19 protein-coding genes are annotated in these 24,705 nt (G+C 64.0%); 8 read left to right on the forward strand and 11 right to left on the reverse strand.

Annotation, left to right across the window (positions count from 1 at the left end; translation table 11 throughout):
- The first annotated feature begins 68 nt into the window (after positions 1-68).
- Complete coding sequence (locus ABIC09_RS03800) at positions 69-1,187, forward strand: SMP-30/gluconolactonase/LRE family protein (RefSeq protein ID WP_354108436.1); 1,119 nt, start codon at positions 69-71, stop codon at positions 1,185-1,187.
- A gap of 132 nt (positions 1,188-1,319) precedes the next feature.
- On the opposite strand, the gene ppc is transcribed toward ABIC09_RS03800, so the two are convergent.
- The 4 genes from ppc to ABIC09_RS03820 form a co-directional block, all read right to left on the reverse strand.
- A complete protein-coding gene (gene ppc, locus ABIC09_RS03805; RefSeq protein ID WP_354108437.1) occupies positions 1,320-4,109 on the reverse strand; it encodes a phosphoenolpyruvate carboxylase in 2,790 nt (929 codons plus the stop codon).
- Positions 4,110-4,240: 131 nt separating this feature from the next.
- A complete protein-coding gene (locus tag ABIC09_RS03810) occupies positions 4,241-4,645 on the reverse strand; it encodes a YccF domain-containing protein (RefSeq protein WP_148748867.1) in 405 nt (134 codons plus the stop codon).
- 63 nt (positions 4,646-4,708) lie between these two features.
- A complete protein-coding gene (locus ABIC09_RS03815) occupies positions 4,709-6,253 on the reverse strand; it encodes an acyl-CoA synthetase (RefSeq protein ID WP_354108438.1) in 1,545 nt (514 codons plus the stop codon).
- A 161-nt stretch (positions 6,254-6,414) separates the two neighbouring features.
- On the reverse strand, positions 6,415-7,224 hold the full coding sequence (locus ABIC09_RS03820; RefSeq protein ID WP_354108439.1) for a crotonase/enoyl-CoA hydratase family protein: 810 nt from the start codon (positions 7,222-7,224) through the stop codon (positions 6,415-6,417).
- A 116-nt stretch (positions 7,225-7,340) separates the two neighbouring features.
- On the opposite strand from ABIC09_RS03820, the gene ABIC09_RS03825 reads away from it, so the two are divergent.
- The gene (locus ABIC09_RS03825; RefSeq protein WP_148748870.1) at positions 7,341-8,213 is read left to right on the forward strand and encodes an SDR family oxidoreductase; all 873 of its coding nucleotides are present in this window, start codon (positions 7,341-7,343) and stop codon (positions 8,211-8,213) included.
- A gap of 219 nt (positions 8,214-8,432) precedes the next feature.
- Here the strand turns inward: ABIC09_RS03825 and ABIC09_RS03830 are convergent, their stop codons facing one another.
- Complete coding sequence (locus tag ABIC09_RS03830; RefSeq protein ID WP_354108440.1) at positions 8,433-9,707, reverse strand: acyl-CoA dehydrogenase family protein; 1,275 nt, start codon at positions 9,705-9,707, stop codon at positions 8,433-8,435.
- Between the two features lie 210 nt (positions 9,708-9,917).
- Between ABIC09_RS03830 and ABIC09_RS03835 the strand changes: the two genes are divergently transcribed.
- On the forward strand, positions 9,918-10,697 hold the full coding sequence (locus ABIC09_RS03835) for an enoyl-CoA hydratase-related protein (RefSeq protein ID WP_354108441.1): 780 nt from the start codon (positions 9,918-9,920) through the stop codon (positions 10,695-10,697).
- Positions 10,698-10,808: 111 nt separating this feature from the next.
- Here the strand turns inward: ABIC09_RS03835 and ABIC09_RS03840 are convergent, their stop codons facing one another.
- Genes ABIC09_RS03840 through ABIC09_RS03850 form a run of 3 tightly spaced genes read right to left on the reverse strand, consistent with a single transcriptional unit; the run spans position 10,809 to position 12,960 of the window.
- On the reverse strand, positions 10,809-11,186 hold the full coding sequence (locus tag ABIC09_RS03840; protein ID WP_354031799.1) for a DUF6285 domain-containing protein: 378 nt from the start codon (positions 11,184-11,186) through the stop codon (positions 10,809-10,811).
- 2 nt (positions 11,187-11,188) lie between these two features.
- Positions 11,189-12,175: a phosphotransferase family protein gene (locus ABIC09_RS03845; RefSeq protein ID WP_354108442.1), complete on the reverse strand. Its 987-nt coding sequence runs from the start codon at positions 12,173-12,175 to the stop codon at positions 11,189-11,191.
- Positions 12,172-12,960: an enoyl-CoA hydratase/isomerase gene (locus ABIC09_RS03850; protein WP_354084400.1), complete on the reverse strand. Its 789-nt coding sequence runs from the start codon at positions 12,958-12,960 to the stop codon at positions 12,172-12,174. The genes ABIC09_RS03845 and ABIC09_RS03850 overlap by 4 nt, the downstream gene beginning before the upstream one ends.
- 190 nt (positions 12,961-13,150) lie before the next feature.
- Here ABIC09_RS03850 and ABIC09_RS03855 point away from each other — a divergent pair, with 190 nt between their 5' ends.
- From ABIC09_RS03855 to ABIC09_RS03865, 3 genes are all read left to right on the forward strand, one after another.
- Complete coding sequence (locus ABIC09_RS03855) at positions 13,151-13,930, forward strand: SDR family NAD(P)-dependent oxidoreductase (protein WP_148748876.1); 780 nt, start codon at positions 13,151-13,153, stop codon at positions 13,928-13,930.
- Between the two features lie 129 nt (positions 13,931-14,059).
- Positions 14,060-14,440, forward strand: coding sequence for a VOC family protein (locus ABIC09_RS03860; protein ID WP_148748877.1), 381 nt, complete (start codon positions 14,060-14,062; stop codon positions 14,438-14,440).
- 293 nt (positions 14,441-14,733) lie between these two features.
- The gene (locus ABIC09_RS03865) at positions 14,734-16,011 is read left to right on the forward strand and encodes an acyl-CoA dehydrogenase family protein (protein WP_008138641.1); all 1,278 of its coding nucleotides are present in this window, start codon (positions 14,734-14,736) and stop codon (positions 16,009-16,011) included.
- Between the two features lie 168 nt (positions 16,012-16,179).
- On the opposite strand, the gene yghU is transcribed toward ABIC09_RS03865, so the two are convergent.
- Complete coding sequence (gene yghU / locus ABIC09_RS03870) at positions 16,180-17,061, reverse strand: glutathione-dependent disulfide-bond oxidoreductase (RefSeq protein WP_354108443.1); 882 nt, start codon at positions 17,059-17,061, stop codon at positions 16,180-16,182.
- A 306-nt stretch (positions 17,062-17,367) separates the two neighbouring features.
- Between yghU and ABIC09_RS03875 the strand changes: the two genes are divergently transcribed.
- A complete protein-coding gene (locus ABIC09_RS03875) occupies positions 17,368-18,501 on the forward strand; it encodes a nitronate monooxygenase (RefSeq protein WP_354108444.1) in 1,134 nt (377 codons plus the stop codon).
- A 112-nt stretch (positions 18,502-18,613) separates the two neighbouring features.
- Complete coding sequence (locus tag ABIC09_RS03880) at positions 18,614-20,131, forward strand: acetyl-CoA acetyltransferase (RefSeq protein WP_354108445.1); 1,518 nt, start codon at positions 18,614-18,616, stop codon at positions 20,129-20,131.
- Positions 20,132-20,286: 155 nt separating this feature from the next.
- On the opposite strand, the gene ABIC09_RS03885 is transcribed toward ABIC09_RS03880, so the two are convergent.
- On the reverse strand, positions 20,287-21,483 hold the full coding sequence (locus tag ABIC09_RS03885) for an efflux RND transporter periplasmic adaptor subunit (protein ID WP_354084397.1): 1,197 nt from the start codon (positions 21,481-21,483) through the stop codon (positions 20,287-20,289).
- Positions 21,470-24,649 (reverse strand): efflux RND transporter permease subunit, encoded by a 3,180-nt coding sequence (locus ABIC09_RS03890; protein WP_354108446.1) that lies wholly within the window; start codon positions 24,647-24,649, stop codon positions 21,470-21,472. The genes ABIC09_RS03885 and ABIC09_RS03890 overlap by 14 nt, the downstream gene beginning before the upstream one ends.
- Positions 24,650-24,705 lie beyond the last annotated feature (56 nt).

Raw genomic sequence — 24,705 nt, forward strand, 5'->3', positions numbered from 1 at the left:
AGATCGCCCCGCTTTACGCCCGAATGCGAGCGAATGGTGTCCTCCCAACACAACTTTGGGAGGAAACCATGACAAGAATACTGACCAACTCCGACGACATCATTGCAAGCGAGCGCAGCGGTCTCGGCCGCCGCACGCTCCTCAAGGGCGCCGCGACCGTCGTCGCATCCGCCCTGCTCGCCTCCAAGGCCGACGCCCGCGACTTCGGCGCCAATGCCGAGCCGCAGCGCTATCCCGACCCCGACATCGTCGTCATCGATCCCAAGCGCTTCAAGGCCAAGGTCGGCAACACCTCGATCAAGCGGCTCTATACCGGCTGCCTCTGGGCGGAGGGACCTGCGTGGAATGCGCAGGGGCAATATCTCGTCTGGAGCGACATCCCCGCAAACCGGCAGCTGCGCTATCTCGACGATGACGGCCATATCTCCGAGCAGTTCCACAAGCCGTCGAACGAGGCCAACGGCAATTCGTTCGACACCGAGGGACGCCAGATCAGCGCCGAGCGCACCCGCCTCGTCCGCTACGAGCACGATGGCTCGGTGACGACGCTGGCCGAGCAGGCCAACGGCAAGCCGCTCAACGGCCCGAACGACATGGTCGTGCATCCCAACGACAAGTCGATCTGGTTCACCGATCCCGGCTACGGCGCGATCAGCATCTACGAGGGCAAGCTCGCCAATACCGGCTCGCTGCAGCCCTATCAGAAGGAAGCCGTCTATCGCCTCGATGCGCAGTCCGGCCAGCTGACGAAGGTCGCGGACGACCCGTTCAAGCCGAACGGCATCGCCTTCTCACACGACTACAAGAAGGTATATGTCTGCGACACCGGGATCACGCATTATCCGCAGGCGGAAAACGTGGTGTGGTCCTACGACCTCGACGGTCAAAAGTTATCGAACCCGAAGCGGTTGATCGACATGAAGCTCGACGGCAAGTCAGGCTTCCCCGACGGAATGCGCGTCGACACCGAAGGCAATATCTGGGTCGGCGCCGGCTGGGTTGGACCGGGTTATGACGGCGTGCAGGTGTTCGCGCCGACCGACGGCGCACGGATCGGCCAGATCATGCTGCCGGAGACCTGCGCCAATCTGTGCTTCGGCGGCAAGAAGCGCAACCGACTGTTCATGACCGCGAGCCAGTCGCTGTACTCGGTCTATGTGGAGACGCAGGGCGCGCATTTCTGTTGAGAGCCCCGCTCCTCGTCATGGCCGGGCTTGTCCCGGCCATCCACGCGTTGACACACGGCACGAAGAACGTGGATGCCCGGGACAAGCCCGGGCATGACGACAGAGTGCGAGGCGACCGCGTGGCTCCTGAACCTATCCTGTATTCCTCAGCCCCGCCGAGATGCCGTTGATCGTCAGCTGAATCCCGCGCAGCACCTGCTCATCCGGGTTCTGCGCGCGGTGCTCCCTCAAGAGCTCGACCTGCACGTGGTTGAGCGGATCGAGATAGGGGAAGCGGTGACGCACCGAGCGCTCCAGCAGCGGATTGCCCTGCAGCAGCCGGTCCTGATCCATGATGTCGAGCAACGTCTCGATGCAGGAATGCCACTCGCGGCGGATGCGGCCGAAGATCTTTTCGCGCAGGGCTTCGTCCGGCACCAGCTCGGCATAGCGCGATGCGATCGCGATCGAGCTTTTCGCGAGCACCATGTCCATGTTCGACAACAGCATGCGGAAGAACGGCCATTCCTTGTAGAGCTCTTTCAGGAACGGCATGCCCTTGTCGGGATGCTCCGCGATCCATTGCTCCACTGCGCTGCCAAAGCCGTACCACCCCGGCAGCATGAGGCGGCATTGTGCCCAGGAGAACACCCAGGGGATCGCACGCAAATCCTCGATCGCGCGGGTCTTCTTGCGCGACGCCGGACGGCTGCCGATGTTGAGCGTCGCGATCTCGTTGATGACGGTCGAACCCCAGAAATAATCGACAAAACCGTCGGTCTCGTAGACGAGGCTGCGATAGGCCTTGAAGGCCAGATTTGAAAGCTCGTCCATCGCAGTGAGATATTCGCGGCGCGGCGCGCTCTGGCTCGGCTGCAACAGGCTGGCATCCAGCGTCGCCGCCGCCAGGATTTCGAGATTGTTGCGGCCGACCTCCGCGTTGGAATATTTCGACGAGATGATCTCGCCCTGCTCGGTGATGCGTATCTGGCCGTTCACCGCCCCGCCCGGTTGCGCAACGATGGCGTCATAGCTCGGCCCGCCGCCACGGCCGACCGAGCCGCCGCGGCCGTGGAACAGACGCAGGCGAACGTGGTGGCGCTCGAACACCTCGACGAGGCCGATCTCGGCCTTGTAGAGCTCCCAGCCCGAGGTGACGAAGCCGCCGTCCTTGTTCGAGTCGGAATAACCGAGCATGACCTCCTGCACGCTGCCGCGGCTGTCGACGAGGCGGCGGTAATCGTGCAGCGACAGCATGCGATCCATGATGCCGCTGGAGGCCTGCAGATCCTCGATGGTCTCGAACAGCGGCACGATGTTGATGGCGCTGCGCCCGGAGGGATGGACCAGGCCCACCTCCTTCAACAGCACCGCGACCTCGAGCATGTCGGACATGCCCTTGCACATCGAGATGATGCATTGGGGAATCGCGTCCGAGCCGAACTTCGCATGCGCCTCCGCAGCCGCATGGAAGACGTTGAGCTCGCCCATGGTCTCGTCGCTGTACTTGACGAATGGCGAAACCAGTGAGCGGATGCTGCGCAATTCGTTGGTGAGCAGCGAGATACGCGCCTCCTCGCCGAGCGCGAGATAGGACATGCCGGGGTTTGCCGCGTCCATCAGCTCGGCGATGGTGCGTTCGTGCACCGCCGAGTTCTGGCGAATATCGAGCCGCGCCAGATGGAAGCCGAAGCAATCCACCGCGCGACGCAACAGCCGCAGCCGGCCGCGGGCGATGACGCGGGCGTTATTGGAGATCAGCGAGCGGTGCAGCACGTCGAGATCGGCTTGCAACTCCCTGACGCTCTCATAGGGCGCGCCCTTGCCGACGGGACGGCGGGTGATCTCGACCTCGAGCTTTTCGGCCGTGGCCGTCAGGCGGGCATAGATGCCGGAGACCGCGAGCCGATAGGGCTCGCCGCTCCGGTGCGGCGAGGTATCGGGCGAACGCTCCGCCAGTGTGCGCAGCTCCCCCGAGACGTCGGCGAGATGCGCTGCGATCGACAGCTCCGAGCCGAGCACGTGCAGCTCGTTCAGATAGAACTGCATGACCCGGCTCGACTGGAGCCGCAGCGTGCCGCGCATCACGTCGGCGGTCACGAACGGATTGCCGTCGCGGTCGCCGCCGATCCAGCTTCCCATGCGCAGGAACGAGGCGAGCTCGCTGGCGGCCTGCTCACCGCCCTCCTCCAGCCGATCTTCCAGTGCGTTGACCAACCTCGGCACTTCACGAAGGAAGGTGTAATCGTAGAACGACAGGCCGTTGGCGACCTCGTCGAGCACGGTGAGCTTGGTCCGGCGCAACAGATTGGTCTGCCACAGCGTCAGCACCTCGCGGCGAAGCTGCTCGTCGCTGGCGGCGGCCTCGTCCTCCGTCAGCGCAACCCGCTCGCGGCGGTCGAGCAGGCGAGCGACCTCCATCTCGCGGTCCATGGTGCTCTTGCGGCGGACTTCAGTGGGGTGCGCCGTCAGCACCGGACTGACCAGCGCGCTCTTGAAGAAATTGCGTAGCGTATCCGCGCCAATGCCCGCGGCCTTGGCTTTGGCGAGCGTCTCCGCCAGCACGCCGGAGCCGCCGCCCTTGCCCGCGCGCATCTGGCGGATGTTGTTCTGGTCCTCGGCGATGTTGGCGAGGTGGGAGAAATAGCTGAAGGCACGGACGATTCGCACTGTCTCCGAGGTCGACATGCCGTCGAGGATCTGCTCGAGCTCGCGGCGCGCAGGCCGGTCCTCGTCGCGGTGGAACCGGATCGAGGTCTGCCGGATGCGTTCGACCAGGTCGAACACATCTGCGCCCTCCTGGTCGCGCACCGTGTCGCCCAGGATGCGACCGAGCAGGCGGATGTCGTCGCGCAGCCGCGCATCGGCCTCCAGTGCCTGGGCGTCCTCAGGCCGGTTCGGGCGAAGATCGGCAGCGTCGGATGGTAGGGTCTGGAGGGACATGGCTCGCTCCTTTTGCAGAGCTCCCAATGGCTCCCCGGCCTACCAAGTGTGCAAGTTTTTTGCCGCAGCGCAAGATGAAGTTGGGGGCGGCGCACACAGGCCCGCGCCGGGCTCGAAGTGTGCCGGCAAGGTCAGGCAGGCACGATCACCTTGCCGATCGGCCAGAGCGCGATGCCTGCGAGCTTCAGATGGGCCCACGCAAAGGGAATGCCGATGATGGTGATGGCAAAGATCACGGCCGTCAGGACGTGGCCGAGCGCCAGCCACCAGCCGGCCAGCACGAACCAGATGATGTTGCCTATCACTCCGAGCGGGCCGGTTCCGATATCGCCAGCACCAGTGACCTCGTCGCGACTGACCGCCCGCGAACCGAACGGCAAGAGCGCATAGACGGCGATGTTGAACGCCGCCCGCGCCCAGGGCAGGCCGATGATGGTGATGGCCATGATGATGGACGCCACCAGCCAGCCGAATGCCATCCAGGCACCGCCGATGAGAATCCAGATGACGTTGAGCAGAATGGAAACGGGGGCCATTAGATTCAGGAACCTTGGGATGATCCGGGGTCAATGATCGCGTTTGTATAACACAAATCCGAGCTAGATCTTTCGTCCCGCCTGCTCCCAATAGGGATCGCGCAGGCGGCGCTTGAAGATTTTTCCCGAGTCTTCGCGCGGCAGTCCCGAGCGGACCTCGATATGCTTCGGCACCTTGTAGTCGGCAAGCGAGCTCTTCAGCCGCGCGCGGATATCGGCTGCATTGAGCGTGACGCCCGGCTGCGGCTCGACCACGGCCATCAGCGCCTCGCCGAATTCGGCGTCGGGGATGCCGAACACGGCGCAATCATGCACGCCCGGCACGGCGTGCAGCACGGATTCGATCTCGGCCGGATAGATATTGACGCCGCCCGAGATCACCATGTCGCGCTTGCGGTCGCAGATGAAGACGTAGCCGTCCTCGTCGATATAGCCGACGTCGCCGGAGGTGATGAAACCGTCACGGTCGATCTCGGCGCGCTTCTCCGGCTTGTTGTGGTAGGTGAAGTCGGCCATCGCGGCCATGCGGGAATAGATCTCGCCGATCTCGCCGACGCCAAGCACGCGGCCGTCATCGCCGATGAAGCGCAGCTCGGCGCCGGGCGAGATCTTGCCGACGGTGCCGGGCTTCTTCAGTGCGTCCTCGGAGGTCGCAAACGTGACCGCGCTGGATTCGGTCGAGCCGTAGAATTCGTAGATCACCGGACCCCACCATTCGATCATGGCGCGCTTGACATCGGCCGGACATGGCGCCGCAGCGTGAATGATGTGGCGCAGCGAGGAGACGTCGTAATTGCTGCGCACCTCCTCCGGCAGCTTCATCAGGCGGATGAACATGGTCGGCACCATGAAGATGGTGTCGATCCTGTACTGCTCGATCAGCTCCAGAAATTCTTCCGGCTCGAAGCGCGGCATCAGCGCCAATACGCCGCCGAGCTTGCCGGCGCGGATGCCGAACGAGTTCGGCGCGGAATGATAAAGCGGGCCCGGCAGGATCGCGCGAGCGCCGGGCTTCAAGCCATAGATCATCGCGCGCATGCGCTCGCCGGCGGCCTGCTGCTCCAGCGTCGGCGCATTGCGGCGCACGCCCTTGGGATGGCCGGTGGTGCCTGAGGTGTAGATCATGTTCATGGGCTGCGGCACGACCGGGCCGTCATAGGGCTGGAATTGCGCGAGCCAGGATTCGAGATCGATCGCGAATTCAGGAGCCGTCAGGTGATCGGGATCGATCTTGTAGTTGGACAGGATCTCCGGCGGTGTCGGCACGCTGAGCACCGTCACGCCTTTCGGGATAGCATCGCGCAAGGCGTGCAGCATGTCGGCATGTCCGATCAGCACGGACGTGCCGGTATCGCCAAGGATGTAGTTGATCTCCTCCGGCTTGAAATGCCAGTTGATCGGCACGCCATACGCCCCAAGCCGCATCGCGGCGTAAGCGGCTTCGAGAAAGGCGATATCGTTGCGCATCAGCATGCAGACGCAATCGCCTTGGCGGACGCCGATCCTGGCGAGGCCGGACGCGATGCGGTCGGCGCGATTGGCGACCTCGGCATGGTCGCGACGGCGATCGCCGGAGACGATGCCGAGGAATTGGGACGCTTCGCTCATTTTTGTTTTCCGATGTTTCGTCGGGTTGAGAGAGGTGGGCATCACTCAGGCCGTCATTCCGGGGCGATGCGAAGCATCGAACCCGGAATCCATTTCACAGCGGACGATGAGGTGCGATGGATTCCGGGCCTGCGCCTGCGGCGCATCCCGGAATGACGAACTCAATCCGCAAACCTCGCCGCGCGCTTCTCCAGATTCGACCGCACCGCTTCGGTCTGGTTCGCGCTGCCGATCAGCTTCTGCTGCTCGACCGACTCTGCAAGCAACGCAGGGCCGGAATCGACCGAGAGATTGTTGAGCAGGCGCTTGGCGGCGCGGATCGCATCGGGGCTCTTGCCAGCAATCTCGCGCGCGACTTCGAGCGCTGCGACGCGCGGGTCGTCGCAGATGCGCGTGGCGAGGCCATACGTCATCGCCTCCTGCGCGGAGAAGATGCGGCCGGTGTAAGTAAGATCGCGCAAGATGTCATCGCGCACGAGCGAGGCCAGGATCGGCGTGCCCGCCATGTCGGGCACGAGGCCCCATTTGATCTCCATCACCGACATCCGCGCATCGGGGGAGAGGAAGCGCATGTCGGCGCCGAGCGAGAGCTGGAAGCCACCGCCAAAGGCAACGCCGTGCACGGCCGCAATCACGGGAACCGGAAGCTGGCGCCATCCCCATACCGCCTGTTGCGGAAAGTTCGCCTGGCCATGCGTGCGCTTGGTGAGATCGCGATTTTCGCCACCCGGAATTCCGTTGCCGCCCTTCTCCTTCATGGCGGCAAAACGCCCCATGTCGAGACCGGCGCAGAAGGCGCGGCCCTCGCCGGACAGCACGACGACGCGCACGCCTTTTTCCTTCGAAAGCCGCTCGGTTGCCGCAACAAGGGCCTCGAACATGGCCTGATCGAGCGCATTCATCTTATCCGCGCGCACCAGGCGCACGTCGGCGACGCCTTCCGAGATCGAGATCGAGACGCGCTCTTCCATGGATGAATTCTCCCCTAGTTCTTGCCTGTTCTTGTTCGGTGCCGCTTTACAGAAAGCTGACCGCCGGATTTAGTCAATCGACCAATTAACTGACAATCCGTAAGGGAGAAACAGCCATGTTCAAGGAAAATCTTCTGGCTGGACGGCGCATTCTCGTGACCGGCGGCGGCACGGGCCTCGGCAAATCGATGGCGGCGCGCTTTCTCCAGCTCGGCGCCGAGGTGCACATCTGCGGCCGGCGCAAGATCGTCTGCGACGAGACCGCGACCGAGCTGATGGATCAGTATGGCGGCCGCGTCACCAGCCACGGCGTCGACATCCGCAATGCGCTCGCCGTCGAGGAGATGATCGAGAATATCTTCCGCGACGCGCCGCTGACCGACCTCATCAACAACGCCGCCGGCAATTTTATCTCGCGCAGCGAGGAACTCTCGCCGCGCGGCTTCGACGCGGTCGCCAACATCGTCATGCACGGCACGTTCTATGTGACGCATGCGGTCGGCAAGCGCTGGATCGCCTTGAAGCAGCCCGGCAATGTCGTCTCGATCACGGTGACCTGGGTGCGCAACGGCTCGCCTTACGTGGTGCCGTCGGCGATGAGCAAGTCGGCGATCCACGCCATGACGATGTCGCTTGCGACAGAATGGGGCCGACACGGCATCCGTCTCAACACCATCGCGCCAGGCGAGATCCCGACCGAGGGCATGAGCAAGCGCATCAAGCCCGGCGACGAGGCCGGCGCACGCACCAAGGCGATGAACCCGATGGGCCGCGTCGGCACCATGGAGGAGTTGCAGAACCTCGCGGTGTTCCTGATCTCCGGCGGCTGCGACTGGATCACCGGCGAGACCATCGCCATGGACGGTGCACAGGCGCTGGCCATGGGCGGCAATTTCTACCAGCTCCGGGACTGGAGCGACGACGACTGGAAGACCGCGCGCGAGAGCATCATGGCGCAGAACGAGAAGGACCGGGCGAAGCGGGGATAATCTCGTGCCCCGGACGCAGCGCAGCGCGCCGCCTTCGGCGTGGTGCGGGCGACAATTGAGGGAGCCGTATTGGGCGGGCAAGGATCGACGGGTGAATTGATTTCGTAGGGTGGGCAAAGGTGCGCTCTTCGCGCGCCGTGCCCACCGTCTTACTACGCTAGCCGGAAGCATGGTGGGCACGCTTCGCTTTGCCCACCCTACGAGTGCACAGATTGACGCTCAATGCTTCCCCGGCCCCACATACCCAAACAAAAACCCCGCCACCTTGCGCATCTGGATCTCCTCGCTGCCCTCGGTGATCCGGTAGCGGCGGTGGTGGCGGTAGATGTGCTCGAACGGCTTGTGGCGTGAATAGCCCATGCCGCCGTGGACCTGCATGGCGCGGTCGGCGGATTCGCAAGCGAGGCGGTTTGCCCAGTAGTTGCACATGGAGACGCGATCGGAGAGCGTGAGCTCGACCTGCTCCTCATTGAGCTGGTCCATCTCCCAGGCAGTCTTGCGGATCAACAGGCGCAGCATCTCGGCTTGCGTGGCAAGCTCGACCAGCGGGAACTGGATCGCCTGGTTCTCTGCCAGCGCCCTGCCGAACGGCTTTCGCTCGCGCGCATATTTCACGCTTTCGTTGATGCAGTAAACGGCCGCGCCGAGCGAGCTCGCGGCCTGGCGGATGCGGTTCTGGTGCACGAAGCACTGCGCCAGCGACAGGCCGCGGCCGACCTCGCCGAACTGCGCGTCCTCAGGCACGAACACGTCCGTAAAGCTGACGCGGGGATGGTCGGTCGGCATGTTGAAGGTCCACATGTACTCCTCGACCTTCACGCCATGGCTCTTGGCCGGCACCAGGAAGCAGGTGATGCCGCGGGCATCGCCGTCGTTGCCGCTGGTGCGCGCGAACAGCGCGCAATGCGTGGCGACGTGCATACCGGTCGTCCACATCTTCTCGCCGTTGATGATCCAGCCCTTGACGTTGTCGCGGGTCGCCGGCACCGCGCGCGTCTCCATGTGGGTGGCATCCGAGCCGTGATTTGGCTCGGTCAGGCCGAAGGTGATCCGGTATTTGCCCTTGATCGAGCCGTCGATCATCGCCTTCTGGTCGTCGCGGCCGTAGCGATCGAGCATGGTGACGACGGGAAAATTTCCGACAATGGAGTGCTCGTTCTGGAGGTCGTTGTGCAGGCCGAGGCCCTTTGCGGCAAAATGCTCGCGGATCACGGCCATCCAGAGGTTGGAACCGTCCTTGCCGCCATATTGCTTCGGCACCGGAAACCGAAGGTGGCCGGCGGCGTCCGCGAGATCCTTCGCCTTGCGCAGCAGCGCTTCCCATTCGTGACGCGGCAGGCCGTCATTCTCGAAATCCGTGCGCGCCCATTCGCGGCGATGATCGAAGAAGCGGATGTTGTCGTCGGCCTGTTCCAGCGGCTTGATCTCGCGTTCGATGAAACGATCGAGCTCTCCGAGATAGGCGACGAGATCGGCAGGCAATGAGAAATCCACGGTTCTCTCCCGGATTGATTTTATCGTTTTGCGTTAAGGCGCTAGGCGCGTTTTGCTTCGCACGATTAGGGTGAGAAGAGCGCGCTCAAGTCAAGCAAAGCGAGGCGTGCCAGAGGCGCAAGGCGCATTGCGCAATTCGATGGTGTTGAACGATGCCTCCGCGGTATTATGACGCCAATATTCCTTCACGAGAAAATGCCGGAGCGCGCGATGGAGCTGAAATTCTCAAAAGTGGAACGCAAGGGGCCGATCACGATCATCACGCTGTCGCGGCCCGAGGTCTACAACGCGCTGCACACCGATGCGCATTTCGAGCTGCAAAAGGTGTTTGACGATTTCGCCGCCGACCCTGCGCAGTGGGTTGCGATCGTCACCGGCGCCGGCGACAAGGCGTTCTGCGCCGGCAACGATCTGAAGTGGCAGGCGGCGGGAGGCAAGCGCGGCTGGGACAAGGGCGGTTTTGCCGGCCTCACCGCGCGCTTCGATTGCGACAAGCCGATCATCGCCGCGGTCAACGGCGTCGCCATGGGCGGCGGCTTCGAGATCGCGCTGGCCTGCGACCTCATCATCGCCTCGGAGAACGCGACCTTCGCCCTGCCCGAGCCGCGCGTTGGCCTCGCTGCGCTTGCCGGCGGTTTGCACCGGCTGCCGCGCCAGATCGGATTGAAGCGCGCCATGGGCATGATCCTCACCGCGCGTCATGTCAGCGCCAAGGAGGGTTTTGAGCTCGGCTTCGTCAACGAGGTGGTGCCGCAGGGCGAAGCGCTTGCTGGCGCGCTGCGCTGGGCCGAGATGATCACCAAGAACTCGCCGATGTCGATTCGGGCGTCCAAGCAGACCATCCGGAAGGGCCTTGCCGTCTCGCTGGAACAGGCGATCGAGGAGCAGCGCGAATATCCGGCGGTAAAGGCGATGGTCGCGTCGCAGGATTACATCGAGGGCCCGAAGGCGTTCTCGGAGAAGCGCCCGCCAAAATGGGTGGGGAAGTAGCTCAACGCGTCATTGCGAGCGGAGCGAAGCAATCCAGAATCTTCCCGCGGAGACAGTCTGGATTGCTTCGTCGCAAGGGCTCCTCGCAATGACGGAGGATGGGGCCACTGCCTACCCGCCCCGCCCCAGCTCACGCTTGTATGATGCATAGTTCGGCTGGTCCACCGCGAGCTTGTCCATCGTAGTCGCCCACAGATGCTCGGCCAGCCCCGGCGTTGCGAGATCCACCTCGCCCTTGGCGATACGATCCGCGAGTGCGCGGTTGAGGTCAGTCACCGCGCCGTCCATGCCAAGTAGCGCGCGCAGGCGCTCCACCTCCGCAGCATCGCCCCCCTCCTCCTGCGTCAACTGCCGAGTCACGAGGTCGAGGATGTTGACCGCCACCCGCAACTTGAAGGCCTGATGGCCCGAGACCAGCGGCGTGATGTCGTTGCGGAGGAAGTCGGCGACCGCCTTGGTCAGCTCGATCGGTGTCGGTTCGTCCTGCATGCCTAACCTCCCCGCGGCGCGAGCAGCCGCAGCAGATCGATCTCGGTCTCCGAGGCGCGGCGGCCGATCATGGCGCGCTCCATCGAATGATCCGGCCCCTCGCGGAACCGCTGCATCATGCCGCCGCACATGATGCCCCAGCGCAACGTGCCCATCACTTCCCAAAATTTCACGCGCGACGGATCGACCTTGCGGCCGGCAGCCTCGTAACCGGCGAACAGCTCTTCGCGCGAGCCGAAACCGCCGACGGGCTTGTCGATCTCACCAAAGCGCCAGGAGTTGACGCAGACCCAGCCGAGATCCTCCATGGGATCGCCGAGATGGGCGAGCTCCCAGTCCAGCACCGCGCGAACACCATCAGAGCCGATGATGAGATTGCCGTTGCGGAAGTCGCCGTGCACCAGCGTGGTCTCGGCGGACGGACCGGGATCGTGGTCGCGCAGCCAGCGCAGTGCCAGCTCGAACACGGGCTTTGGCCAATCCAGGCTGCGATAGTCGCGCTCGAACTCGGATATCTCCTGGGTCCCGGACCGGCTGCGCAACTCGGGCAGCTTGTCCTGCGGCAGCCTGTGCAGGCCCGCAAGCACGGCGCCGATCTGCCGCGCGAGAAGCGGCCGCGCCGCCGCGAACTCCTCGTCGCGCAGGATCTTGCGCGCGATCGTCTCGCCCTCGACCCGCTGCATGATGAAACCGGTGCCGAGATTCTCGTCCGGCGTCAGCACGTGCATCACACGCGGCGACGGCACACCCGCCTCATAGGCGAGCTGCATCAGCTGCGCTTCCGCCGCAAGACCCGCTGCACGCGTTGGCGCTACGCCATAGCCTTTCGGCGAGCGGCGCAGGATCGCGCCGATCGGCCCACCGGGATGGGTAATGTCGAAGCGCCAGGTCTCCTGACTGGCGCCGCCGGACAGCTTTGCCGCGCCGGTAACGCCGGTCGCTCCCTTGCACCAGCGCGCAACGCTGCGGGAGAGCTCCGCCTCGATCATTTGCCTTTGAACTGCGCCGGACGCTTCTCCAGGAAGGCGCCGACACCTTCGCGAAAATCCTGCGTATCGCCGGCGCGGAGCTGGCACTGGAATTCGAGATTGAGCTGGTCCTCGAAGGAGTTTTCCGGGCTGTCCCAATAGAGCTTGCGGATCAGCGACAGCGCGACCGTCGGGCCGCTCGCGAGATCGCGCGCGAGCTTCATCGCCTCCTCCATCAGCACGCCGTCATCGTAGACGCGGTTGATGAGGCCCCATTCCAGCGCCTTTTCGGCCGGCAGCCGCTCGCCCATCAGCGACAATTCGACCGAGCGCGCCTTGCCGATCAGGCGCGGCAGCAGCCAAGTCGAGCCGCAATCCGGCACGAGGCCGATGCGGCGGAAGGCTTGAAGAAAGTAAGACGACCGCGCGCATAAAATCATGTCGCCGAGCAGCGCGAAGCTCATGCCGGCGCCCGCTGCCGGGCCGTTGACCGCCGTGACGATCGGGCAATGCAGATTGCGGACGCGGCGCAGGAACGGATGAAAGCCGGTCTCGAGCGTCAGGCCGGCCTTGGTCTTCTTCGACTGGTTGTTGCGGCCCTGGAGATTCGCACCGGTGCAGAACGCCCGCCCGGCGCCGGTCAGCACGACGCAGCGCACCTCATCTTTTTTCTCCTCGATCGCGTCGAGCGCATCGGAGAGCCCGCCCAGCATGTCCACGGAGACTGCGTTCATCACCTCCTGATGATCGAGCCTGATGATCGCAACCGAACCATCGATTTCGAGCGTGACGTGTTTGAACTGCATCGTTTCCTCGTCGGTTGCGGCCCGCGTCAGTTTCGCAGACCGGAATTTGTTGCCGGAGCGCATATTTGATTTTTGGCGCGGTCTTGTCCATGGTGACGAAAGCATACCCCACCGTCATATCGCATGATCTTGCGCGCACCGGCTGACGCGCGGCACACCAAGAAGCCTTGCCAAAAACAGGAAACGCGCCATGAATCTTTTCGACCTCTCCGGCCGCGTCGCGGTGATCACCGGCGGCAATGGCGGTATCGGGCTCGGCATCGCGCAGGCGCTCGCCGGCCAAGGCTGCAACGTCTCGATCTGGGGCCGCAATGCTGACAAGAACAAGGCTGCTGCCGCGAGCATGGCGGGCCTCACCGGCAAGGTCGATACCCGCGTCTGCGACGTCACCGATCCGGCCTCCGTCAATGCCGCTATGAACGCGACGCTCGACAGCTTCGGCCGGGTCGACGGCTGCTTCGCCAATGCCGGCATCGGCGGTGGCGGCCGCAGGTCCTTCATCGAGCGCACCGAGGCGGAATGGCGCGCGATGTTTGCGACCAATCTCGATGGTGTGTTCCACGCCTTCCAGGCGGCCGCAAAGCACATGACCGACCGCGCCAATGCCGGCGATCCCTTTGGCCGGCTGGTTGCGACCTCGAGCCTCGCCTCGATCTTCGGCACTGCGCGCAACGAGCATTATGCGGCGACCAAGGCCGCCATCAACGCGCTGGTGCGCGCGCTCGGCGTCGAGCTGGCGCGCCACGGCGTCACCGCGAACGCGATCCTGCCGGGCTGGATCAAGAGCGACATGACATCAAGCATCATGGCCAACGAAAAATTCGTCGCCAACGTGATGCCGCGCATTCCGGTGCGGCGCTTCGGCGAGGCATCCGATTTCGGCGGCATCGCGGTGTATCTGATGAGCAAGGCGTCGTCGTATCACACCGCGGATACGTTCGTGATCGACGGCGGCTATACGGCGTTTTGAGATCTCGTAGGGTGGGCAAAGGCGCATCTGCGCCATGCCCACCGTGAGCGCTTTCGACTACCGTGGTGGGCACGCTGCGCTTTGCCCACCTACGGTCTCTGGTTTTGCAAGCGCTGAGGGGATAGGCAAATGTTTTCGCACATCATGATTGGCACCAACGATCTCGACAAGGCGAAGGTCTTCTACGACAATTTGCTGAACACGCTCGAAGTACGTCCGGCGAAGGTCGACGGCCATCGCATTTTCTACTTCACCAGGACCGGCGTATTCTCGGTGTCGAAGCCGATCAACGGCGAGCCGGCGACCTGTGCGAATGGTGGCACCATCGGCTTTGCCGCCAACTCGCCTGAGCAGGTCGACAAGTGGCACGCCGCCGGCGTCGCCGCTGGCGGAACGCCGATCGAAAATCCGCCCGGCATTCGCGAGGGCGCGGGAAACAAGCTGTATATCGCCTATTTGCGCGATCTCGACGGCAACAAGATCTGCGCGATGCACCGGATGCCGAACTGATTGCTCAGCACGCCGTCATTCCCCGCGAAAGCGGGGAATCCAGTACGCCGCGGCTTCTCGGTTCAATCACTTCCGTCTCTGGAATACTGGATCGCCCGATTGAATCGGGCGATGATAGCGGAGAGCGCGGCGAGCACATCGAAACAGCGCTCCTCGATTCAAACAACATTTCAAACGCCCTTGCGAAATTCCATCGCATGGCATGGCTTGCGTGAGAAAATACGCGCTCGCGCTTTGGCCGTGCTGCGACTATTCTCCGGCCCAACGCGATCTCAGTGACCCCGGGAGGAACAATGACAAAGCACGCCTACATTCCCCGCACCACCAACTACACGCTCAATCCCGGCGACGAGCTCAACGATCTCCGCATGTCGGACCAGGTGCGGCCGCTCTACGATCATGTCAGGAAATTCATTCGCGAGACGGTCGAGCCGATGTCGATCGAGTTCGCCAAGGCCGGCGAAGGCAAACAGGATCGCTGGAGCTTCACACCGAAGCAGCTCGAGGTGCTTGAGGTCGCCAAGAACAAGGCCAAGAAGGAAGGCCTCTGGAACTTCTTCCTGCCCGATGACGAGACCGGCCAGGGCCTGAAGAATCTCGACTACGCCTATATCGCCTCCGAGCTCGGCAAGAGCCCGCTCGCCTCCGAGACCATGAACTGCTCGGCGCCCGACACCGGCAACATGGAAGTGCTGGAGCGCGTCGGCACCAAGGAGCAGAAAGAGAAGTGGCTGAAGCCGCTGATGAACGGCGAGATCCGCTCGGCCTATGTCATGACCGAGCCGAACGTCGCCTCCTCCGACGCCAAGAACATCTCGACCACGGCAAAGCTCGTTGGTGACGAGTGGGTCATCAACGGCGAGAAGTATTACATCTCCGGCGTCGGCGATCCCCGCTGCAAGATCCTCATCGTGATGGTGAAGACCAATCCGGACGCGGCGCCGAGCAAGCAGCAGTCGCAGATCCTGGTGCCGCGCGACACGCCCGGCGTCGAGGTGCTCGGGCCCATGTATGTGTTCGGCCAGGACCACGCGCCGCGCGGGCACATGCACATGCGCTTCAACAATGTCCGCGTGCCCAAGGAGAACATGCTGCTCGGCGAAGGCCGCGGCTTCGAGATCTCGCAGCTCCGTCTTGGCCCCGGCCGCATCCATCACTGCATGCGCACCATCGGCAAGGCCGAGAAGGCGCTCGACCTGATGGTGCAGCGTGGCCTCACCCGCGAAGCCTTCGGCAAGAAGATCGCCCATCTCGGCGGCAACATGCAGATCATCGCGCAGGCGCGCTGCGAGATCGAGGCGATGCGGCTGATGGTGTTGAAAGCGGCCAAGGCGATGGACGTGCTCGGCAACAAGGAGGCGCGCGTCTGGGTCTCCATGGTCAAGGCCATGGTGCCGGAGCGGGCCTGCAAGATCATCGACCAGTCAATCCAGATGCACGGCGCCACCGGCATCTCGCACTGGACCCCGCTCGCCGAAATGTACCAGGACGTCCGCCACCTGCGCTTTGCGGACGGTCCGGACGAGGTGCACTGGATGGTGGTGGGACGCCACGAGCTGAGCATGGCGTGAGGTCCTTCTTCCCCTTCTCCTCGCTTGCGGGGAGAAGGTCGGGATGAGGGGGAGTCTCCGCGAGGACGATGGCAATTGGACTCGCGGAGACTCCCCCTCACCCGGATTGCATCTTCGATGCAATCCGACCTCTCCCCGCAAGCGGGGCGAGGTGAAGTGAGCACCGCCCTACGACGCAGCAGCGACTTCGCCGATCTTGTCCTGGGTCCTGGTGTCGAAATCGCTCGCGTCGTGGCGTTCGTGAAGCTGGCTGGCGGGGTCGCCGGAGACGCGGTTGACCATGCGGCCGCGCTTCACCGCGGGGCGTTTTGCGATCTGGTCGGTCCAGCGCTGCACGTTCTTGTAGTCCTGCACCGACAGGAACTCGCCGGCGCCGTAGACCAGCCCCTTGGCGAGCGCGCCGTACCAGGGCCACACCGCCATATCGGCGATGGTGTAGTCCTTGCCCGCGAGATATTCGTTATCGGCAAGGCGCCGGTCGAGCACGTCGAGCTGGCGCTTGGTCTCCATCGCAAAGCGATCGATGGCGTACTCGATCTTGAACGGCGCATAGGCGTAGAAGTGGCCGAAGCCGCCGCCGAGATAGGGTGCGCTGCCCATCTGCCAGAACAGCCAGGACATGGCTTCGGTGCGGGCCTTGATGTCCTTCGGCAGGAAGGCACCGAACTTCTCGGCGAGATAGAACAGGATCGAGCCGGACTCGAACACCCGGATCGGCTCCGGACCCGAGCGGTCCATCAGCGCCGGGATTTTCGAGTTCGGGTTGATGTCGACAAAGCCGCTGCCGAACTGGTCGCCATTGCCTATTCTGATCAGCCAGGCGTCGTATTCGGCGCCCTTGTGGCCGAGCGCCAGCAGCTCCTCCAGCATCACCGTCACCTTCACCCCGTTCGGCGTCGCCAGCGAATAGAGCTGGAAGGGATGCTTGCCGACCGGCAGCTCCTTGTCGTGGGTGGCCCCGGCAATCGGCCGATTGATGCTGGCGAACTGGCCGCCATTCTCCTTGTTCCAGGTCCAGACTTTTGGCGGCACGTAAGGGGTATCGGTCATGCGAGGGCTCCGGCGAAAAGATGCGCATGCATTAATTAGCCCGCTGACGGCCGATGACAAGCCCTGCCGGGTCTGCACGAGGCGCGGAGCTCACGTCCGGGTCATGCAACTTGACCTTGCCGAGGAAGGCCTGGAAATGGAGGCCGCCCTGCCGAGCCCCCGCGTGCGGCCTGGCACGCAGCACGGCGTGTGCACGCAAGATGCGTTGCCAAATCCGGATTGGCATTGCGCAAGACGATGGCCTAGCTTCGATGGCCTTCGCCCGAGAGACAACAACAGCAACGTGAAGGCCGCCGGGAGAGGACCATGAAATCGCCGATCTGCGACATGCTGGGCATCGAGTTTCCGCTGCTCGCCTTCAGCCATTGCCGCGATGTCGTTGCTGCCGTCAGCCGTGCCGGCGGCTTTGGCGTGTTAGGTGCTACCGTGCATACGCCGGATACGCTCGAACGCGAGCTGAAATGGATCGACGACCACGTCGACGCCAAGCCCTACGGCATCGACGTGCTGATCCCCGAGAACATCTCGACCGCGGGCGAGAAGGACGTCACCTGGAAGAGCCTGGAAGCGCGTGTGCCGCAGGAGCACCGCAAATACACCAGCGATCTGCTGAAGAAGTACGACATCGAGCTGATGACAACCGATGTGGCTGACGACGAGCCGCAGCCGTTCGATGCCGAGACCGCGCTGGAGTTGCTAAAAGTCTCCTTCAATCATCCGATCCGGCTGATCGCGAACGCGCTGGGCGTGCCCCCGAAAGCGATGATCGAGATGGGCAAGAAGCACAACGTGCCCGTGGCCGCCCTTGTCGGCGCCAAGGAGCACGCGTTGCGCCAGGTCGCGGCCGGTGTCGATATCCTCGTGGTGCAGGGCACCGAAGCCGGCGGCCATTGCGGCGAGGTCTCGACCATGGTGCTGGTGCCCGAGGTGATCAAGGCGATCAAGAAGGTCCGCGACGTGCCGGTGCTGGCGGCTGGCGGCATCATGACGGGCCGGCAGATGGCAGCCTGCATGGCGATGGGTGCAGCCGGCGCCTGGACCGGCTCGGTGTGGCTTGCCACCGTCGAGTCCGAGACCAGTGAGATCTTTCGCGAGAAGATGATCGCTGCGTCGTCCCGTGACGCAATCCGCTCGAAGGGCCGCACCGGAAAGCCGGCGCGACAGCTCCGTTCGGTCTGGACCGATGCCTGGGACCGCGCGCCGGAAAGTCCCGGCGCGCTGCCGATGCCGCTTCAAAGCATCATCAGCCGCGATGCCTTCAACTCGATCGACCGAGCCGCGGCCGCCGGCAACGCCAGGGCGCGCGACCTCGTCAGCTATTTCGTCGGCCAGGGCGTCGGCCTGATCGACAGCGTGAAATCGGCCGGCGCCGTGGTGCAGGAGTTCAAGGAAGAGTTTGCCGAAGCCGTCGAGCACATGAATGCGCTGGTGGCGGAGTAACAACCACCTGTGCGAGCGTAGCGAAGCAATCCAGACCGTCATCGCGGAAAGATTCTGGATTGCTTCGCTACGCTCGCAATGACGAAAACAATCGATATCGTGAATTGAGGCCATGACCGAAAAGACCATTGTTCCCGAAGACCGCATCCCCGTCATCGTCGGCATCGGCGAGATCGTCGACCGCCCCAAGGAGATCGCCGAGGGCCTCGAGCCGCTCGATCTGCTCGAACAGGCGCTGCGACGCGCCGAAGCTGACGCCGGCGCGAAGCTGCTCGGTGAGGTGCAATCGCTCGACGTCGTCAACTTCCTGAGCTGGCGCTATCGCGATCCGGAGAAGCTGCTTGCGCAACGGCTCGGCGTCTCGCCGGCGCATTGCTATTACGGTCCGGTCGGCGGCGAGAGCCCGATCCGCTTCATTCACGAGGCAGCCAAGCGCATCGCGCGCGGCGAATGTACCGTCGCCGCGGTCTGCGGCGCGGAAGCGCAATCGACGGCAACCAAGGCCGAGCGCGCCGGCGTCAAGCTGCCATGGACGCCGTTCGCCCACGATGTCGCGGAGCCGAAACGCGGCGCCGCGTTTCAGAAACCGCTGGCTATCAAGCTCGGCGTGTTCCGGCCCGTGACCGTCTATCCGTTCTATGAAGCGGCATCGTCCGCGCATTGGGGCCAGACACCGCGCGAGGCGATGGCGGAATCAGGCACGCTGTGGTCGCGCTATTCGGCGGCCGCCGCGCAAAATCCCAATTCGTGGCTGAAGCGGCGCTATGCGCCCGAGGAGATCACGACGCCGACCGCGGACAACCGGCTGATCGCCTGGCCCTACAACAAGCTCATGGTCGCTAACCCAAGCGTTAACATGGGCGGCGCGCTGTTGCTCACCAGCCTTGCCAGGGCGCGTGCGGCTGGCATTGCTGAGGACAAGCTGGTCTACCCGCTCGGCGGCGCGTCTGCCGAGGAGCCGCCCGACTATCTCGTGCGCGACCAGTTTTACGAGAGCCATCCGCAGAACGCGGTGCTGACGGCCGTGATGGACATCGCCGGCGGCGACGGTAAAAATTTCGACGCGATCGAGCTGTACAGCTGCTTCCCTTGCGTGCCGAAGATGGCGCGGCGGACGCTGGGGCTGGGCGCCGACGTGCAGCCCACGGTAACCGGCGGGCTCACCTTCTTCGGCGCGCCGCTCAACACCTACATGACGCATGCAGCCTGCGCGATGGTGCGGCGCCTGCGCGACGGCGACAAGCTCGGCCTGCTGTACGGCCAGGGCGGCTTCGTCACCAAGCATCACGCTCTGGTGGTGTCGAAGACGCCACCGCGCGAAGCGCTGGCGCAGGAGACCAGCGTGGAAGATGAGGCCGACCGCAACAGGCGCGCGGTGCCGGAGTTCGTCACGGAGGCGAGCGGAAAAGGCAAGGTGGAGAGCTTTACCGTGCTCTACGGCCGTGACAGCGATGCCGAGCACGGTGTGGTGATGTTGCGCACGGCGGATGACCGGCGCACGCTGGCACGGATTCCGGCGAGCGATAGTGCGACGCTGGCGCATCTATCGAACATGGATAAGACGCCAGTCGGCTCAATTGGCGAGATCACCCTGGCAGCCGATGGCACACCGGAGTGGCGGGTGGCGTAGCTAGCTCTCGTGTCCCGGACGCGGTGCGGCATGCAATGCCGCTCCGCTGAGCCGGGACCCATAAAGCAACACGGTACTTTGAGGAGAGATGGGCCCCGGCTCAGCAGCGCACCACTTCGTGCTGCGCTGCGTCCGGGGCACGAGACCGCCCTTAACTAGCTCTTCGGCGCCTGCTTTTCCGACGCAGTTGCCGGCTTGCCGCCGGCACCAACGACGCGAACCGCATCGCCATCAGACAAACCGTCCGGCGGGGCAGTGATGACGCGGTCGTCCGGTGTGATGCCCGAGGCTAGCTCAATCTCTTTGCCGAGATCACGGGCGATGGTCACGGTCTTGAACTGCACCTTCTCGTCCGCACCGACGGTCGCAACACGCAGGCCGCTGCCGTTGAAGATCAGGGCGCTGGCGGGAATGCTGAGCGGCGCGGTGTCGCGCTGGAGGTTGAGCTTCACGCTCGCATAGCCGCCGGGCATCAGCTCGCCGTTGGAATTGTCCAGCCCAAGCTGCATCCGCGTGGTGCCCGAGGCGACGTCGACGGCCTGGGAAGAAGCTTCCACCGTCGCCTGGAAGGTCCGGTTCGGATATTCCGGCATCACGATGGAGGCCTTTGCGCCGATCTTGATCGCCGGCACGTAGTTCTGGGGAACGTTGACGTAGACGCGCAGCTTGGTGATGTCGGAGACCACGAACATCGCCGGCCCCGAGCCGCCGCCCGCGTTGATCAGCGCGCCAACGTCGGTGTCGCGCGCCGTGACCACGCCATCGAATGGCACCGTAATCTTCTTGTAGCCGGCCAGCGCCTCGAGACGCTCGACATTGGCCTGGCCGGAATGGACCGCGGCATTCTTGTTGGAGAGATCGGCGGTGCGCTCGTCGATCTCCTGCGCCGAGACGAAGTTGGAGGCGACCAGCGTTTTGCGCCGGTTCAGGGTTGCTTCCGACAGCCTGGCGCTGGCTTGCTGGCTGGCGAGGTCGGCGCGGGCCTGCAGGAGCTGCTGGTCGAGGTCTGGCGCCTCGATCTCGGCGATCACCTGGCCGGCCTTGACGCGGGCGCCGATGTCCGCGCTCCAGCTTTTGAGATAGCCGGAGACGCGCGCGAAGATCGGAGCGCGGTAATAGGCCTCGAGCCGGCCCGGCAGATCGATGGTGGAATTGAGCGCCTTGGCGTTTGGCAGCGTCACCGCAACGCTGGGAACGGCCTGGTCGTCGGTCCATTCCTTCAGCTTGGAGCCTTGCTCCTCGCGGGCCCGGATGCCGGTGCCAACCACGAGGCCTGCCGCAATCAGCGCCACCACGCCGAAAATGCCCAGTTTCCGGTGCGACACCGGGGAGCGGGGTTCAGTGGGCGACATGCGGAGTCTCCGATCGGGCGGCGGCTTTGGCGCCTTGTTTCTTGTGTACCATACTGAACACCACGGGAACAAAGATCAGCGTTGCGAAGGTTGCAAAGATCAGGCCGCCGATCACGGCGCGGCCAAGCGGCGCATTCTGCTCGCCGCCCTCGCCCAGCCCGAGCGCCATCGGCGCCATGCCGATGATCATGGCAAGCGCAGTCATCAGCACCGGGCGGAACCGGACGAAGCCGGCTTCCAGCGCGGCCGCAATGGGATCGCCGAGCTCCTCATAGCGCTCGCGGGCGAAGGAGATCACCAGCACGCTGTTGGCGGTGGCCACGCCCATGCACATGATCGCGCCGGTCAGCGCCGGCACGGACAGCGTGGTCTGGGTCGTGAACAGCATCCAGATGATGCCGGCAAGGGCTGCCGGCAGCGCCGTGATGATCACGAACGGATCGGACCAGGACTGGAAGTTCACGACGATCAAGAAGTAGATCAGCACGACGGCGCCGAGCAGGCCGAACAGAAGGCCGGTGAAGGCGCTATTCATGGTCTGCACCTGACCAAGCAACGCCACGGAGGAGCCCTTCGGCACATCCTTGGCGGTGTCGGCGATGGCCTGGCGGATGTCGGTTGCGACCGCGCCGAGATCGCGGCCCGACGTCGTGGCAAAGATCTGCACGAGGTTTTGAATGTCGTACTGCGACACCACCGCGCTCGAGGTTGCACGCTTGATGTCGGCGATGCCGCCGAGGATCGGCGACTGCGAGGCGCCGGCCGCGGTGATTGGCAGCGTCTGCAACGCGCTGAGCGAATCGATCTGGTATTGCGGCGTCTGCATCACGATCGAGTAGGACACGCCGTTGTCCGGGTTGAGATAATAGGTCGGCGCGACCTGTGAGGAGCCGGCGAGATTGACCACGAGGCTGTTGGTGACGTCGCGCTCGGTCAGGCCGACATATTGCGCGCGGGTGCGATCGACATCGATGTTGAAGGTCGGCAGGTTCGGTGATTGCTGGACGCGTGCATCGGCAATGCCTGGAATCCGGCGAACCCTGGCGAGCAATTTGTTGGCGTAGGCAAAGTTACTGTCGAGATTGGCGCCGCGGATCTGCAGGTCGATCGGCGCCGGCGCGCCGAAATTCAGGATCTGGCTGACGATGTCGGCCGGCAGGAAGGCGAAGCTGACGCCCGGAAACAGCCGTGGCAGCTGCTCGCGCAGCACCTTCACATGTTCTTCGGTCGGCTTGTGACCTTCCTTCAGCTTGATCTGGATGTCGCCGTCCTGCGGACCGATCACGCCAGTGTTGTTGTAGGTCATGTTGATACCGGAGATCGGCATGCCGATGTTGTCGGTCATGGTCTCGATCTCGCCCGGAATCAGCTTGCGCACCGCCTTCTGCACATCCGCGAGCTGGTTGGCAGCCTCCTCGACGCGAGTGCCGACCTGGGTGCGCACATGCATCAGGATGTTGCCGGCATCGACGGCGGGGAAGAAATTGCGCCCCAAGAACGGCACCAGCGCGAAGGACGCACCGACCACGCAGAGGAAGCCGATCACGAACACCGCGCGATGCGCCAGCGCCATGCCGAGCAGACCGCGGTAACCGCCGCGAATACGCTCGAACCGCGCCTCGAATCCGCGCTGGAACCAGACGAAGGGATTGCGCGACTTCGGTGGCTCGCCCTCATGATGGACGTGCGCATGCAGCAGATAGTTAGCCATGGTCGGCACCAGCGTGCGCGACAGGATGAACGACCAGATCATCGCGAACATCACCGCTTCAGCCATCGGCACGAACAGGAAGCGCGCGACACCGGTGAGGAAGAACATCGGCACGAACACGATGCAGATACAGAGCAGCGAGACGAAGGCCGGCGTCACGATCTGGTTGGCGCCGTCGAGGATCGACTGCTCGACCGGCTTGCCCTGCTCGAGATGATAATTGATATTCTCGATGGTTACCGTGGCGTCGTCGACCAGGATGCCGACCGCGAGCGCAAGGCCGCCGAGCGTCATGATATTGAGCGTCTCGCCGATCGCCGAGAGCATGACGATGGCACCGAGCACGGACAGCGGGATCGAGACCGCGATGATGAGGGTCGAGCGCCAGCTGCCGAGGAACAGCAGGATCATGACGCTGGTGAGCAGCGCCGCGATCACGCCTTCGAAGGCGACGCCTTGAATCGCGCCGCGGACGAACACCGACTGGTCGCCGATGAAGCCGATCTTCAGCGCATCCGGCAACTGATCCTTGACGTCGATGACCTTCTGCTTGATGCCGGCGATGATATCGAGCGTCGAGGTCGCGCCCGCCTTCAGCACCATCATCAGCACCGAGCGGTTGCCGTCGACGTGGACGATGTTGGTCTGCGGCGGATTGCCGTCGCGCACGGTGGCGACGTCGCGCACATAGACCATCGCGCCGTTGACGGTCTTGATCGGCAGATTGCCGAGCTCGTCGATCTTGAGCGGCGAGTTGTTGAGCTGGATGCTGTACTCGAACTGGCCGATCTTCTGGGTGCCGACCGGTGTGATCAGGTTTTGGGCTGCGAGCGCATTGGCGACGTCCTGGCCCGAAAGGCCGCGGGCCTGAAGCGCGGTCGGGTCGAGGTCGATCTGGACCTGGCGCTGCTTGCCGCCGAACGGGTACGGGATCGCCGCGCCGGGCACGGTGACCAGGGGTGTGCGGAGCTGGTTGATGCCGATGTCGGCGAGGTTCTGCTCGGTCAGGCCGTCGCCCGACAGCGCCACCTGGATGATCGGGACGGTCGAGGCGGAGTAGTTCAGGATCAAGGGCGGCGTCGCGCCCGGCGGCATCTGCTTGATCAGCGTCTGCGAGATCGCGGTGACCTGCGCATTGGCGGTGCGGATGTCGACATTGGGCTGGAAGAATATCTTGATGATGCCAAAGCCGTTATAGGAATTGGCGGTGATGTGCTCGATGTCGTTGACCGTCGTTGTCAGCGCCCGCTGGAACGGCGTGGTGATACGGCCGGACATCTGGTCCGGCGGCAGGCCGGTGTACTGCCAGACCACGCCGATCACGGGGATGCGGATGTCCGGAAAGATGTCGGTCGGCGTCCGCAGCGCCGCGAGCGGTCCGATGATCAGAAGCAGGAGCGCCAGCACGACAAACGTATAGGGCCGGCTCAGGGCAATACGGACCAGAGCAATCATTCGTCAGGCAATTCCAAATACGGGGGACAAGTCCAAATACGGGGGACAAGGAACAC

Source organism: Bradyrhizobium sp. S3.12.5 (assembly GCF_040548225.1).
In the GTDB taxonomy this organism is placed as follows: domain Bacteria; phylum Pseudomonadota; class Alphaproteobacteria; order Rhizobiales; family Xanthobacteraceae; genus Bradyrhizobium; species Bradyrhizobium cytisi.

Excerpts from the sequence above, each read along its gene's own strand:
- ABIC09_RS03800 (WP_354108436.1), top strand. The coding sequence starts at position 69 with ATGACAAGAATACTGACCAACTCCGACGACATCATTGCAAGCGAGCGC.
- ppc (WP_354108437.1), bottom strand. The coding sequence starts at position 4,109 with ATGTCCCTCCAGACCCTACCATCCGACGCTGCCGATCTTCGCCCGAAC.
- ABIC09_RS03810 (WP_148748867.1), bottom strand. The coding sequence starts at position 4,645 with ATGGCCCCCGTTTCCATTCTGCTCAACGTCATCTGGATTCTCATCGGC.
- ABIC09_RS03815 (WP_354108438.1), bottom strand. The coding sequence starts at position 6,253 with ATGAGCGAAGCGTCCCAATTCCTCGGCATCGTCTCCGGCGATCGCCGT.
- ABIC09_RS03820 (WP_354108439.1), bottom strand. The coding sequence starts at position 7,224 with ATGGAAGAGCGCGTCTCGATCTCGATCTCGGAAGGCGTCGCCGACGTG.
- ABIC09_RS03825 (WP_148748870.1), top strand. The coding sequence starts at position 7,341 with ATGTTCAAGGAAAATCTTCTGGCTGGACGGCGCATTCTCGTGACCGGC.
- ABIC09_RS03835 (WP_354108441.1), top strand. The coding sequence starts at position 9,918 with ATGGAGCTGAAATTCTCAAAAGTGGAACGCAAGGGGCCGATCACGATC.
- ABIC09_RS03840 (WP_354031799.1), bottom strand. The coding sequence starts at position 11,186 with ATGCAGGACGAACCGACACCGATCGAGCTGACCAAGGCGGTCGCCGAC.
- ABIC09_RS03845 (WP_354108442.1), bottom strand. The coding sequence starts at position 12,175 with ATGATCGAGGCGGAGCTCTCCCGCAGCGTTGCGCGCTGGTGCAAGGGA.
- ABIC09_RS03850 (WP_354084400.1), bottom strand. The coding sequence starts at position 12,960 with ATGCAGTTCAAACACGTCACGCTCGAAATCGATGGTTCGGTTGCGATC.
- ABIC09_RS03855 (WP_148748876.1), top strand. The coding sequence starts at position 13,151 with ATGAATCTTTTCGACCTCTCCGGCCGCGTCGCGGTGATCACCGGCGGC.
- ABIC09_RS03860 (WP_148748877.1), top strand. The coding sequence starts at position 14,060 with ATGTTTTCGCACATCATGATTGGCACCAACGATCTCGACAAGGCGAAG.
- ABIC09_RS03865 (WP_008138641.1), top strand. The coding sequence starts at position 14,734 with ATGACAAAGCACGCCTACATTCCCCGCACCACCAACTACACGCTCAAT.
- yghU (WP_354108443.1), bottom strand. The coding sequence starts at position 17,061 with ATGACCGATACCCCTTACGTGCCGCCAAAAGTCTGGACCTGGAACAAG.
- ABIC09_RS03875 (WP_354108444.1), top strand. The coding sequence starts at position 17,368 with ATGAAATCGCCGATCTGCGACATGCTGGGCATCGAGTTTCCGCTGCTC.
- ABIC09_RS03880 (WP_354108445.1), top strand. The coding sequence starts at position 18,614 with ATGACCGAAAAGACCATTGTTCCCGAAGACCGCATCCCCGTCATCGTC.
- ABIC09_RS03885 (WP_354084397.1), bottom strand. The coding sequence starts at position 21,483 with ATGTCGCCCACTGAACCCCGCTCCCCGGTGTCGCACCGGAAACTGGGC.
- ABIC09_RS03890 (WP_354108446.1), bottom strand. The coding sequence starts at position 24,649 with ATGATTGCTCTGGTCCGTATTGCCCTGAGCCGGCCCTATACGTTTGTC.